We start from the raw sequence: 11,694 nt of genomic DNA, 5'->3' as shown, positions 1-11,694 counted from the left end.
GGTCGGTACCGAAGAGCCGTGTGTTGCGGGCGCAGATAACGGAAAACACCGCCCGGTCGTCCGGTAACTTCCCGACGGCGACGCGTGGGCGGAATCGGTTAGGGTGCGACTCATGCCGAGCGACGTGATCCGGGTGATCTACCGCAAGTTCGACGGCAGCGCCCACCGCGACTACCCGGCCCGTCGGTTGGCCGAGGACGACCTCGGCATCTGGCTCGGCGTGTCGGCCGGCACCAGCTCGGTCTACCACGGCCGGCCGTCGGTCGAGCAGATTCCCTTCGTGCTGCTGGTGCCCCACCACGCCTGGTGGACCGGCATGTTCAACCCGCCGCCCCGCACCAGCGAGGTCTACTGCGACATCGCCAGTCCGGCCCGCTGGGAGGGCGAGGACACCGTTCACCTGATCGACCTCGACCTGGACGTGGTCCGGCGCCGGGAGACCGGCCTGGTCGAGTTGCGCGACGAGGACGAGTTCGCCGAGCACCGGGTCCGCTTCGGGTACCCCGACGACCTTGTGGTGGCGGCCGAGGCGGCGGCGCGTTGGCTGTTCGGCGCGCTCGGCGACGGCACGGAGCCCTTCGCCACCTCGTACCGCAAGTGGTTGGCCCTGGTCGTCTGATCGCCGCGGCCACCTCCGTCGCGCAAACCGGCGGCGGGCGGGTGATGATGCTCCGATGGTGGACGACGGTGACTTCGACGTGGTGGCGCCGACCGGCGGCGCGGTACGCGACCTGCTCCGGGTGCGGCCCGGTGGCCCGGTGGATCTCGCGGAGATCGACCCCCGCTCGACCCCGGGGCTGCCCGGCCCCGAGGTGACCTGGCCGGACCGCAAGTCCTGGGCCCGCCGGCAGGTCGCCCGGCTGGGTGCGGAGCTGGCCGACCAGCAGGAGATGCTGTTCGCCGGTGCGAAGGCCGACCCGGGCGCCGGGCGGCGGGTGCTGCTGGTCCTGCAGGCGATGGACTGTGGTGGCAAGGACGGCACGGTCAAGCGGGTGGTCGGGGCGATGAACCCGCTCGGCGTGCACATCCGGGCGTTCGGCCCACCGACCGCGGAGGAACTGCGGCACCACTTCCTGTGGCGGATCCGCCGGGCCCTGCCGCCTCCGGGCAGCCTCGGAGTCTTCAACCGTTCGCACTACGAGGACGTGCTGGTCCCCCGGGTCCAGGAGCGGGCTCCGGAGGACGTCTGGCGGCCCCGGTACGCGGAGATCGACGAGTTCGAGCGGGAGTTGACCGACGCCGGAGTGGTCGTGGTCAAGGTCTTCCTGCACATCTCCAACGCCGAACAGGCGAAGCGGCTGTTGGCCCGGCTCGACGATCCGACGAAGCACTGGAAGTACCACCCGTCCGACGTCGACGCCCGGTCCCGGTGGGACGACTACCAGGCCGCGTACGCCGAGGTGCTCGCCCGGTGCGGCACCGACGTCGCGCCGTGGTACGTGGTGCCGGCGGACCGCAAGTGGTACCGGGACTGGGCGGTGGCGCACCTGCTGCGTGAGACGTTCAACACTCTTGATCTGGGGTATCCGCCAGCCGACTTCGACATCGCGCGGGAACGGGAGCGACTGCTGGGAACCGCGGGGCCGGTGAAGGTGAACGGAAGTTGAACGAGCGGTGAATGCGATCTGGCCAGGGGTGGGCCGAATAATCGCCGATCTGACGGTTCCCTAGCATTCCCTCAGCAGGGCGCCGGAGCGACGGCCGCCACCCCTTCCACCCGACACGACGAGGTCCGTGCTGTGAGGTTTTCCTTCCGCCCAAACGAGGGCGCTTTCTACGAGCTCTTCACCAGGGCCGCGCAGAATCTGGTCCGGGGTACCGAGCTGCTCAACGAGCTGGCCCTGCCCGATGTCGAGGTGCAGTCGGTGAGCGAGCGGCTCACCGAGGTGGAGCACGACAGCGACCAGATCACCCACGATCTGTACAAGAAGATCAACTCCACCTTCGTCACCCCCTTCGACCGGGAGGACATCTACCGGCTCGGCTCGCTGCTGGACGACGTGATGGACCACCTGGAGGCGGTGGGCAACCTGCTCTACCTCTACGGGCTGACCAAGCTGCCGTCGTTGCCCCGGGAGATGCACGAGCTGGTGCACGTGCTCGACCAGCAGGCGAAGCTGACCGCCGACGCGATGCCCCGGCTCAAGTCGATGAAGGATCTCGAGGACTACTGGATCGAGATCAACCGACTGGAGAACGACGGCGACCAGGCCTACCGGATGCTGCTGGTGCGGCTGTTCTCCGGGGAGTACGACGCGTTGACCGTGCTGAAGATGAAGGAGGTCGCCGACGAGCTGGAGGCCGCCTGCGACGCCTTCGAGCACGTCGCCAACACGGTCGAGACCATCGCGGTCAAGGAGTCCTGATCCTGTGAGTCCCGAGCTCATCGCCGTGCTGGCGGTGATCGGGGTGGCCCTGGTGTTCGACTACACCAACGGCTTCCACGACGCCGCCAACGCGATCGCGACAAGCATCTCCACCCGGGCGCTGACCCCCCGGGTCGCCCTGGCCATGGCGGCGGTCGGCAACTTCATCGGCGCCCATTTCGGCGCCGAGGTCGCCAAGACCGTCGGCAGCGGCCTGGTCGAGCTGCCCACCGGTGTCTCCAGCCTCGGCATCGTCTTCGCCGGTGTGATCGGCGCGATCACCTGGAACATCATCACCTGGTACTTCGGCCTGCCCTCGTCGTCCTCGCACGCCCTGATCGGTGGCCTGGTCGGCTCGACCGTCGCCGCCTCCGGCACCGTGCTCTGGACCGGCATCGGCGAGAGCGTGATCATTCCGATGATCCTGTCGCCGATGGTCGGCTTCATCCTCGGCTACATCGTGATGATCGCGGTGCAGTGGGTCTTCCGGAACGGGCACCCGGGCAAGCTCAACCGCGGTTTCCGCTGGGCACAGACCGCCTCGGCGGCGGCCATGTCGGTCGGCCACGGCATGCAGGACGCCGCCAAGACCATCGGCATCGTGGTGCTCGCCCTCTTCGTCGGCGGCTACCAGGAGGACGCCACCTACATCCCGGAGTGGGCGTTCTGGACCTCGGCGGCAGTGCTGGCGGCGGGCACCTACGCCGGTGGCTGGCGGATCATCCGGACCCTGGGTCGGAAGATCATCGACCTGCGCCCGCCGGAGGGTTTCGCGGCCGAGACCGTGGCCAGCAGCGTGCTCTACTTCAACGCGCTGGTGCTCGGTGCCCCGATCTCGACCACGCACACGATCACCTCGGCGATCATGGGCGTCGGTGCCACCAAGCGGCTCTCCGCCGTGCGCTGGGGCGTGGCCGGCAACATCATCGGTGCCTGGATCCTGACCTTCCCGGCGGCCGGCTCGATCGGTGCCCTGATGTACTTCCTGGTCCGTCCGATCTTCAGCTGACCTGTGTCGAAGGGCCCCCGTCGTCCCCGGGGGCCCTTCGACACATCAGAGGTAGGAGACGCCGATCTGGGCGCGGATCTCGTCCAGCAGGCCCATGATCTCCAGCGTGGCCGAGTGCGGTACCAACGGGCTCTCGGTCAGACCCTCGGCCAGGCACCGCTGCACCTCCATGGCCTCGTACTGGTAGCCCGAGCCGACCAGCTCCTCGGTGATCGTCTCCGGTGCCGCGTCGGCCCGGTGCAGGGTGAACCCTCCGGGCCGGAAGAACGGCTCGGGTAGGTCGATCCGTCCGGTGCTGCCGGTGATCGAGGCGGTGAGTCCGGTGGCGCCCACCATGCCGCAGCTCAACGTGGCCACCGCACCGGTGTCATAGCCGAGGACCAGGCCGGTGTTCTCGTCCGTGCCCTCCGGACCCAGCTTCGCCCAGGACCGTACGTGCTGCGGTCGGCCCAGCAGCAGATGGGCCAGGCTGATCGGGTAGACACCGAGATCCAGCAGCGCGCCGCCGCCCAGCGCCCGGGCGCGCATCCGGTGTTCGGGTGGGAACGGCCCGGCCACGCCGAAGTCGGCCCGGACCCCGGTCAGGGTGCCGATCGCGCCGTCGGCGATCAGCTGGCAGACCCGCCGGATCAGCGGGTTGCACCGCATCCACATCGCCTCCATGAGGAAGACCCCGGCGGCGCGGGCGGTGTCGACGAGTTCGGTGCTGGTGGCCAGGTCGAGGGTGATCGGCTTCTCGACAAGCACCGGCCGGCCGGCGGTGAGGCAGGTCAGGGCCGCCTCGTGGTGGGCGGCGTGCGGGGTGGCGACGTAGATCACGTCGACGTCGGCGTCCGCGGCCAGTTCCGCCCAGGAGGCGTACGCCCGTGGTGCGCCGTGCCGTTCCGCGAAACGTTCCGCGGTCTCGGCGGTGCGTGAACCGACCGCGACGAGTTCGGCCCCCGGCACCAGCCGGAGATCCTCGGCGAAGCGGGCGGCGATGTGGCCGGTGGCCAGGATGCCCCAACGAGTCATGGCGCGACGCTACCGAAGATCAGCAGAGCGCTGTACTGGGCATCCACGGGTCGGGACTAGTCTCGGCGCATGACGATCGACCGTGGCTTCCCGGCGCCGCCCGCGCTCGTGGAACACGCCCGCCGGTTCCGGGCCTCCGGTGCGGTGCCGACGGTGCCCCGGGTGGCCGCCACCGTGCTGCTGCTCCGCCCGGCCGACGCCGGCTTCGAGGTCTACCTGATCCGTCGGGTCGCGGCGATGGCGTTCGGCGGCATGTACGCCTTCCCGGGCGGTGGAGTGGACCCGTCGGACTCCACGACCCATCTGGACTGGGCCGGCCCGACACCGGCGGACTGGGGCGGGCGCCTCGGGCTGGCCCCGAGCGCGGCCCAGGCGGTGGTCTGCGCGGCGGCCCGCGAGGTCTTCGAGGAGGCGGGGGTGCTGCTCGCCGGGCCGGACGCGACCCGGGTCGTCGGCGACGTCAGCGACGACGGCTGGGAGGCCGTCCGGGCCGACCTGGAGCAGCGGCGGACCGGCTTCGCCGACCTGCTCGCCGGGCGCGGCCTCACCATCCGGTCGGACCTGCTGCTGCCGTGGAGCCGGTGGGTGACCCCGGAGTTCGAGCCGCGTCGCTTCGACACCTACTTCTTCGTTGCGCTGCTGCCCGAGGGGCAGCGCACCCGCGACGTCTCCGGTGAGGCCGACCACACGCTGTGGATCCGGCCCGGAGAGGCGGGGCGGCGGGTCGCCGCCGGCGAGCTGACCATGCTCCCGCCGACCCTGGTCACCCTCCGGGAGGTGGCGGCCTGCACCGACCTCGCCGCGGTGGCAGCGGCGGCGGCGGACCGCGACGCGGTCACCCCGATCACGCCCCGGCTGGATCTGTCCGATCCCGACCGGCCCCGGTTCCACCTGCCATGACCCGGAGGGATCAGCCGAGCTGGTAGTTCACGTGGGCGGACCAGCGGGCGAAACCGAGCCGCTCGTAGAGCGCCACCGCACCGGTGTTCGACTCGTCGACGTAGAGCATCACCCGGTCCAGCCCGCGTCGATCACGCAGGTACGCCAGCCCGGCGGTGGTCAGAGCCCGGCCCAGCCCGCCACCGTGCGCGGAGGGCTCCACCCCGAGCACGTACACCTCACCGATGCGCGCGGAGCCGGTGCGCTCGTGCACCTTCGTCCAGTGGAAGCCGACCAGCCGGCCGGTCGCCGACTCGACGGCGAGCAGGAAGCCGGCCGGGTCGAACCACGGCTCGTCGAGCCGTACCCGCAGGTCCTGCGCGGTCCACCGGCCCTGCTCGGGATGGTCGGCGAAGGCACGCGCGTTGAGCGTCAACCAGGCCTCGTCGTCGCTGCCGGGGCGGAACGTGCGCAGCGTCACCCCGTCGGGCAGGCGCGGTTCGGACAGCGGGGCGGCGAGCGGTCGACGCAGCTGCCAGAGGACCCGGGCGCGGTGGCAGCCGAGGTCGACGGCGAGGGCGGCGGCCGAGGGGTGGTCGCCGTGCGCCCACGCCCGCAGCGGCCCGGTGGCGGCGGCCAGCACCGCCCGGGCCAGCGCCCGTCCGGTGCCCCGCCGCCGGTGCGCCGGGTGCACCACCAGGTCCACGCCGACGCCGCGGTCCGGATCGGTCGTGTCGAGGTGTGCGTACCCGGTCAGCGTGCCGTCGGCGGAGCGGGCGACCAGGTGGGTGGCCGCGGCGTGTGCGTCGCGGAGGCGGAGCAGCACGTGTTCGTCCATCGGGTCGGCGCCGTCGGCGTCGCCGGCCGCGCCGGCCAGCGCCAGCACGTCGGTGACCTCCGCGGGGCCGAGCCGGTCGAGGCGGCTGACCTGGTCGACGTCCGACTGGGTGCTGCTCATCGCATCACCGTAGCCGCACCGTGGACCGGCCGCCCGACCGACGGTGGGTACCCGCCTCACAGTCCGCGTGGTGGCAACGCCTGAACCTCGAACCTGCCGGCCAGTTCGGGCAGGATCCGGTACAGCGCGTTCACGGTGCCCTGGCGGTCGCCGCCCGCGTCGTGCAGCAGGACGATCGAGCCGGGTCGTGCCTGGTTGATCACGGAGGCGGCGATCCGGCTCGCGCCGGGCGCCCGCCAGTCGGACGGGTCCAGCGTCCAGTGCAGCGGCGCCATGCCGAGGTCCCGGGAGACGGAGATGACCGAGTAGGTCCAGGCCCCGCCGGGCTGTCGGTACCAGGCGATCGGCGCGTCGGGCACCGCGGCGCGGATCGCCTCGCTGGTCCGCATGAGGTCGGCGCGGATCCAGTCGGCGGACCGGGCGCCCAGGGCGACGTCGTGGTCCCAGCTGTGGTTGCAGAGCGTGTGTCCCTCGGCGACGATCTGTTCGACGAGCCACGGGTACGCCTGGGCGTTCTTGCCCACCACGCAGAAGGTGGCCGTGACGTGGTAGTCCCGCAGGATCGCGAGCACCTGAGGGGTGTAGTCGGGGTGCGGTCCGTCGTCGAAGGTGAGCGCGACACCGGCGGTGCCGGTGCTCACCCGGGTACCCATCGGGCCGATGTTCGGGTCCTGCTCCTGCGGGTCGGCGGGCCCCGACCGGTCCGGCTCGGCGTCCGGCGCACGGGTGTGCTCGGGCTCGGCGTCGATGGCGGACTGGTCCGCGTACTCGGGGTGCTCGGCGCCGGTCGCGGTGACGGCGGCGTCGGTCCGGGACGCGTCGGGCACCAGACCCCGTCCGAGCAGGTACGCCGAGCCGAGCACCGCTGTCACCGCGAGCGTGATGATTCCGACGGCCCGCGCCGCCCCCACCTGGTTAGCGCCCACCAATGCCCCCCGCTGGTCAACTGGCAGTCACGATATGACTCGCGGGTCGACCAAAAGGGGCATATAGGAATTTTTACCCTTCGACGGTGAGGGCTCGCATCGGCAGCGGAGTGTGCTCGGTGGTCTCCGGCAGGTTCCGCGACGACGGGACGACGAACTTGTAGCCCACCTGCCGGACGGTGCCGATCATCGACTCGTACTCGGAGCCGAGCTTGGCGCGCAGGCGACGCACGTGCACGTCGACCGTCCGGGTGCCGCCGAAGTAGTCGTAGCCCCACACCTCGCGCAGCAGTTGGTCGCGGGTGAACACCCGACCCGGGTGCTGGGCGAGGAACTTCAGCAGCTCGAACTCCTTGTAGGTGAGGTCGAGCGGGCGACCCTTGAGCTTCGCCGCGTAGGTGTCCGGATCGATCATCAGCTCGCCGGCCCGGATGGAGCCGCCCGCCCCGGCGGTCGCGTTGCTCAGCCTGCCGACCGCGAGCCGCAGCCGGGCCTCCACCTCGGCCGGGCCGGCGGAGGCGAGGATGACGTCGTCGACGCCCCAGTCGGCGTTCAGCGCGATCAGGCCAGCCTCGGTGACCACCGCGACCAGCGGCACGCCGAGCCCGGTGGCGTGCAGCATCCGGCAGGTGGCCCGGGCCTCGCTCAGTTCGGAGCGGGCGTCGACCAGCACGGCGTCCGGGCTCGGGCCGGCGACCAGGGTGCGGACGTCGCGAGGCGCGGTGCGCACCGAGTGCGGCAGCAGGTCCAGTGCCGGTAGCACTGCGGATGGTTCGCCTGCCCGTGCGGTCACCAACAGCAGGATCTCCACGATCACCTCCGTCCCGGCGGCCGTTGCGGCCGCGCGCGACCAGCGGCACTCCTGCGGGGTGTGGCGCTGGGAACTTCCGTGGGTCCCGGCGTCGCTGACGGGCGGGTTTCGCCGTTGAGCGTAACCGATTCCTCGCGGACGACCTTGACGCGGTTTCCTCTTTGCCCTATCTGCCCCTGATCGCGGCGCAGGTTTTAACGTGGTGGAAACGCTGGCACCCGCGATGTGAGGTTGGTCTGGCACGATCGGTGGGTGTTTCCCGCCAACTCGCCCGAGCCCGGCCGTGACCCGTGGGCCGAGGACCCCTCCGCCCCGGGAGGCTCGGCGCCGCGTACCGGTCCGGCTGTGGAGGTCGACGAGCGGCGCTCGCGCGGCCCGCGCCGCCTGCGCCGCGGCGGTTCGGCTCGCCGCCCCGACGACGAGACCGACGCCGACGACGAGGAGGAGGAGGAGGCGGAACCGCCGGTCGAGGTACGCCGACAGATCTCGCTCGCCATCGGTGGTTTCGCCGCGCTGCTCGGCCTCGGGCTGGTGGTCGCGGCGCAGACCTCCAGTCCCGGGCACCGGCTGCCGTTCACCCTCGTGGTGCTCGCCGTGCAGGTGATGTTCCTGCTCGCCTGGACCATGGTCACCCGGCCACCGGCACTGGCGGTCGTGCTCGGCGTCGGCACCGTCACGGCGGTGGCGGCCGACGTGGTGGCCGTACGGCCGGCCGAGGCCCGGTTGGTGCCACTGCTCTACGTCGCGGTGGGCGGGGTGCTCGCGGCCGTGCTCGGGCAACTGGTCCGACGGGTGGACCGGGTCCGGGTGACCGACTCGCTGCGGAGCACCGCCACCAGCGTGTTCGGAGTGGTCGCCTTCGCCACGCTCATCGTGCTCAGCCGGATCCCGGCCGGCACCCAGGCGATCACCGTCTGCCTGACCGCGGCCGGGGTGGCGCTCGTCGTCGCCCGGGTGACCGACGCCCTCGCCGCCTGGCCACGACTGGCGCCCCAGGTGCCCAGGGGAGCGGCGGGAGTGGTCGGCGGCGCGATGGTCGGCACGCTCATCAGCGCGCTGCTCGGTGGCTACCTGGTCACGCCGTTCACCCCCACCCGGGCCGCGATCATCGGCCTGGCGGCGGCCGTTGTCGCCGTGCTGGCCGATCTCGCCGTCAGCTACGCCGAGGCGGGGCGGCTGATGGCCGGCGAGATGCCGCCGGCCTGGGCCGCGCGGCACGTGCAGGGCCCACTCGGCGGTTTCGCGATGGCGGCGCCGGCCGCGTACCTGATGTGCCGGTTGCTGCTCTGACAGCCCGGGGCGGGCCGGCGCGATCCGGGCCGGCGCGATTGAGAAATCCGGACCACGGGTAACACCGGTCCACCGCTGGCGGCATCGAGGTACGACGAAACAGGAGGCGGCGTGGAGCAGGCGTACGAACGGCGACCGCGGCGACGTGGGCGCAAGGTGTTGATCGGGTTCGTCGTCCTGTTGATCGTGCTCGCCGGACTGATCGCCATCGCCGACCGGGTGGCGGCGTCCGTGGCCGAGCGCACCATCGCCGACGAGGTGCGCCAGCAGGTCGCCCAGCAGAACGCCCAGTCCTCGCCACCCGAGGTCGAGGTGGGTGGTTTCCCGTTCCTCACCCAGGTGCTCGACGGCCGCTACGAACGCATCTCGATCAAGCTGCGGGACGTGCGGGCCTCGGTGCAGGGCGACGCGGTCGCGCTGCCCAGTCTGGACGTGGACGCGCGAAACGTACGGGCCTCGCTGGACACCCTGCGCACCGGGCAGGGTGAGGTCGTGGCGGAGACGGTGAACGGCACCGGCACCATCAGCTACCAGAGCCTGTCCGCCCTGCTCGACCGGGAAGGGCTGACCCTCGGTGAACGGGACGGGCAACTCGCCGTCACCGCCCCGGTGGACGTCCTCGGCCAACGACTGACCGTCACCGGCACCGCCGACATCATCGTCGGTGAGCAGGGGCAGGTGTCCCTGAAGTTCGACGACCTGGACGCCGAAGGGCTGCCGGACGTGCCGTTGGCCCGCGCCCTGGTGAGCAACTTCGCCCGCAGCATCTCGGTCGACGTACCCCTGCCGGAGTTGCCGTTCCAGCTCACCGTGCGCGAGGTCCGACCGCAGCCGCAGGGGCTGACGGTGACCGCCGACGCACGGGACGTGCCGATCAACTCGGCCGGCTGACCAGCGGCCCGGCGTCCCGGATGCTGGTCGGTCCGATAGAGAATTCTGGGATCGCTGGTAGGCTCCCTGCTCATGGGGACGCTCCTCACCAAACGGCGCGCGGTCGACCTGTGCCGCGTGGCCACCTGCCTGTGTCGCCCCGTCATCTGACGGCGGGGCTGTCTCGGGCCGCCTAGCGGCCAAGGCACTCGGGGCATGCGTACCTAGTTCCCGGTGCACCCCACCGGACGCCCGGCAGCGGCGCCGTCGCACGAACCCGTGATCCGTTCCGAGCTATGGGTCCCGCGCGTGGTGCGACACCATCACATCCGACAACCTCCGCGCGCTGGCTCACCATCCATCCTCACCAGGGAGTGATCTGATGAGTCGCGACACCGCACTCGTCTCGGCCGAGTGGGCCGAGAAGAACCTCGACGCCCCGGGCGTCGTCTTCGTCGAGGTCGACGAGGACACCTCGGCCTACGACTCCGGCCACATCGCCGGCGCCATCAAGCTGGACTGGAAGACCGACCTCCAGGACCCGGTCCGCCGGGACTTCGTCAACAAGACCCAGTTCGAGGCGCTGCTGTCCGAGCGGGGCATCAGCAACGACGACGTGGTCGTGCTCTACGGCGGCAACAACAATTGGTTCGCCGCGTACGCCTACTGGTACTTCAAGCTCTACGGCCACCGCGACGTCAAGCTGCTCGACGGTGGTCGCAAGAAGTGGGAGCTGGACGCCCGCCCGCTGGTCACCGACACCGTGTCCCGCCCGGCGACGCAGTACGTCGCCGGCGAGCCGGACACCGGCATCCGGGCCTTCCGGGACGAGGTCGTCGACGCGATCGGCACCAAGAACCTGGTCGACGTACGCAGCCCCGACGAGTACGCCGGCCGCCTGCTCGCCCCCGCTCACCTGCCGCAGGAGCAGGCGCAGCGCGGCGGCCACATCCCGACCGCGATCAGCGTGCCGTGGTCGAAGGCGGCCAACGAGGACGGCACCTTCAAGTCCGACGACGAGCTGCGCCGGATCTACGGCGAGGCCGGGCTGGACGACAGCAAGGAGACCATCGCCTACTGCCGCATCGGCGAGCGCTCCTCGCACACCTGGTTCGTGCTCCAGGAGCTGCTGGGCCACCGCAACGTGAAGAACTACGACGGATCGTGGACCGAGTACGGCTCGCTGGTCGGGGTGCCGGTGGCGCTCGGCGACGAGCCGGGGGAGGCCTGAGATGACCGCACCCACCGCAGCAAGCACCGCCGCCGGTTGCGCGGCCCCCGACCAGGCGGCCCCGCTGCCCGCCGGCCTCGACCTGGAGCGGGAGACCGTCATCACCGGTGTCGTCCGCTCCGGGGAGGGCGAGGCGGTGGCCGGCGCGTACGTCCGGCTGCTCGACTCGACCGGTGAGTTCACCGCCGAGGTGGTGACCTCGCCGGCCGGTCAGTTCCGGTTCTTCGCCGCGCCGGGCGCCTGGACCTTGCGCGCGCTGTCCCGCCAGGGCAACGGAGACACCACCGTGACCGCCGGTCGCGGCATCAACGAGGTGACGGTGACGGTCACCGTCTGACCC

Annotated in this window: 14 protein-coding genes; 10 read left to right on the top strand and 4 right to left on the bottom strand. The window is 71.4% G+C overall.

Annotated features, from left to right (window positions below):
- Window positions 1-112 precede the first annotated feature (112 nt).
- The 4 genes from O7605_RS07250 to O7605_RS07235 all read left to right on the top strand — a co-directional run bounded on the left by O7605_RS07250 (window position 113) and on the right by O7605_RS07235 (window position 3,375).
- Window positions 113-619: a DUF402 domain-containing protein gene (locus O7605_RS07250; protein WP_210824841.1), complete on the top strand. Its 507-nt coding sequence runs from the start codon at window positions 113-115 to the stop codon at window positions 617-619.
- Between the two features lie 55 nt (window positions 620-674).
- Window positions 675-1,607: a PPK2 family polyphosphate kinase gene (locus O7605_RS07245; protein WP_269738451.1), complete on the top strand. Its 933-nt coding sequence runs from the start codon at window positions 675-677 to the stop codon at window positions 1,605-1,607.
- A 132-nt stretch (window positions 1,608-1,739) separates the two neighbouring features.
- Window positions 1,740-2,366: a DUF47 domain-containing protein gene (locus O7605_RS07240; protein WP_093403380.1), complete on the top strand. Its 627-nt coding sequence runs from the start codon at window positions 1,740-1,742 to the stop codon at window positions 2,364-2,366.
- A gap of 4 nt (window positions 2,367-2,370) precedes the next feature.
- Complete coding sequence (locus O7605_RS07235; RefSeq protein ID WP_269738450.1) at window positions 2,371-3,375, top strand: inorganic phosphate transporter; 1,005 nt, start codon at window positions 2,371-2,373, stop codon at window positions 3,373-3,375.
- Window positions 3,376-3,420: 45 nt separating this feature from the next.
- Here O7605_RS07235 and O7605_RS07230 read toward each other — a convergent pair whose 3' ends face one another.
- Window positions 3,421-4,389, bottom strand: a complete 969-nt coding sequence (locus tag O7605_RS07230; protein ID WP_269738449.1) for a Gfo/Idh/MocA family protein — start codon at window positions 4,387-4,389, stop codon at window positions 3,421-3,423.
- 69 nt (window positions 4,390-4,458) lie between these two features.
- Between O7605_RS07230 and O7605_RS07225 the strand changes: the two genes are divergently transcribed.
- On the top strand, window positions 4,459-5,289 hold the full coding sequence (locus O7605_RS07225; protein WP_269738448.1) for an NUDIX hydrolase: 831 nt from the start codon (window positions 4,459-4,461) through the stop codon (window positions 5,287-5,289).
- Between the two features lie 10 nt (window positions 5,290-5,299).
- On the opposite strand, the gene mshD is transcribed toward O7605_RS07225, so the two are convergent.
- The 3 genes from mshD to O7605_RS07210 form a co-directional block, all read right to left on the bottom strand.
- Window positions 5,300-6,226: a mycothiol synthase gene (mshD, locus tag O7605_RS07220; RefSeq protein ID WP_269738447.1), complete on the bottom strand. Its 927-nt coding sequence runs from the start codon at window positions 6,224-6,226 to the stop codon at window positions 5,300-5,302.
- A 56-nt stretch (window positions 6,227-6,282) separates the two neighbouring features.
- Window positions 6,283-7,152, bottom strand: coding sequence for a polysaccharide deacetylase family protein (locus O7605_RS07215; protein ID WP_443083882.1), 870 nt, complete (start codon window positions 7,150-7,152; stop codon window positions 6,283-6,285).
- A gap of 73 nt (window positions 7,153-7,225) precedes the next feature.
- Window positions 7,226-7,969 (bottom strand): winged helix-turn-helix transcriptional regulator, encoded by a 744-nt coding sequence (locus O7605_RS07210; RefSeq protein WP_269738445.1) that lies wholly within the window; start codon window positions 7,967-7,969, stop codon window positions 7,226-7,228.
- Between the two features lie 246 nt (window positions 7,970-8,215).
- Here O7605_RS07210 and O7605_RS07205 point away from each other — a divergent pair, with 246 nt between their 5' ends.
- The 5 genes from O7605_RS07205 (at window position 8,216) to O7605_RS07190 (ending at window position 11,691) form a co-directional block, all read left to right on the top strand.
- The gene (locus O7605_RS07205) at window positions 8,216-9,253 is read left to right on the top strand and encodes a hypothetical protein (RefSeq protein WP_269738444.1); all 1,038 of its coding nucleotides are present in this window, start codon (window positions 8,216-8,218) and stop codon (window positions 9,251-9,253) included.
- Between the two features lie 111 nt (window positions 9,254-9,364).
- On the top strand, window positions 9,365-10,144 hold the full coding sequence (locus tag O7605_RS07200) for an LmeA family phospholipid-binding protein (RefSeq protein ID WP_269738443.1): 780 nt from the start codon (window positions 9,365-9,367) through the stop codon (window positions 10,142-10,144).
- 72 nt (window positions 10,145-10,216) lie between these two features.
- Window positions 10,217-10,294, top strand: a complete 78-nt coding sequence (locus O7605_RS31830; RefSeq protein ID WP_311202345.1) for an Ms5788A family Cys-rich leader peptide — start codon at window positions 10,217-10,219, stop codon at window positions 10,292-10,294.
- Window positions 10,295-10,505: 211 nt separating this feature from the next.
- On the top strand, window positions 10,506-11,354 hold the full coding sequence (locus tag O7605_RS07195) for a sulfurtransferase (RefSeq protein ID WP_269738442.1): 849 nt from the start codon (window positions 10,506-10,508) through the stop codon (window positions 11,352-11,354).
- A gap of 1 nt (window position 11,355) precedes the next feature.
- Window positions 11,356-11,691, top strand: a complete 336-nt coding sequence (locus O7605_RS07190) for a DUF1416 domain-containing protein (protein WP_269738441.1) — start codon at window positions 11,356-11,358, stop codon at window positions 11,689-11,691.
- Window positions 11,692-11,694 lie beyond the last annotated feature (3 nt).

It is taken from the genome of Verrucosispora sp. WMMA2121 (assembly GCF_027460185.1).
In the GTDB taxonomy this organism is placed as follows: Bacteria; Actinomycetota; Actinomycetes; order Mycobacteriales; family Micromonosporaceae; genus Micromonospora; species Micromonospora palythoicola.
The sequence above is the reverse complement of the archived record's forward strand: the minus strand, read 5'-3'. Positions and strand labels throughout refer to the sequence as shown.

Bases quoted from the DNA above. Each gene is read 5' to 3' on its own strand.
- O7605_RS07245 (WP_269738451.1), top strand. From the start codon at position 675: ATGGTGGACGACGGTGACTTCGACGTGGTGGCGCCGACCGGCGGCGCG.
- O7605_RS31830 (WP_311202345.1), top strand. From the start codon at position 10,217: ATGGGGACGCTCCTCACCAAACGGCGCGCGGTCGACCTGTGCCGCGTG.
- O7605_RS07250 (WP_210824841.1), top strand. From the start codon at position 113: ATGCCGAGCGACGTGATCCGGGTGATCTACCGCAAGTTCGACGGCAGC.
- O7605_RS07230 (WP_269738449.1), bottom strand. From the start codon at position 4,389: ATGACTCGTTGGGGCATCCTGGCCACCGGCCACATCGCCGCCCGCTTC.
- O7605_RS07225 (WP_269738448.1), top strand. From the start codon at position 4,459: ATGACGATCGACCGTGGCTTCCCGGCGCCGCCCGCGCTCGTGGAACAC.
- mshD (WP_269738447.1), bottom strand. From the start codon at position 6,226: ATGAGCAGCACCCAGTCGGACGTCGACCAGGTCAGCCGCCTCGACCGG.
- O7605_RS07195 (WP_269738442.1), top strand. From the start codon at position 10,506: ATGAGTCGCGACACCGCACTCGTCTCGGCCGAGTGGGCCGAGAAGAAC.
- O7605_RS07190 (WP_269738441.1), top strand. From the start codon at position 11,356: ATGACCGCACCCACCGCAGCAAGCACCGCCGCCGGTTGCGCGGCCCCC.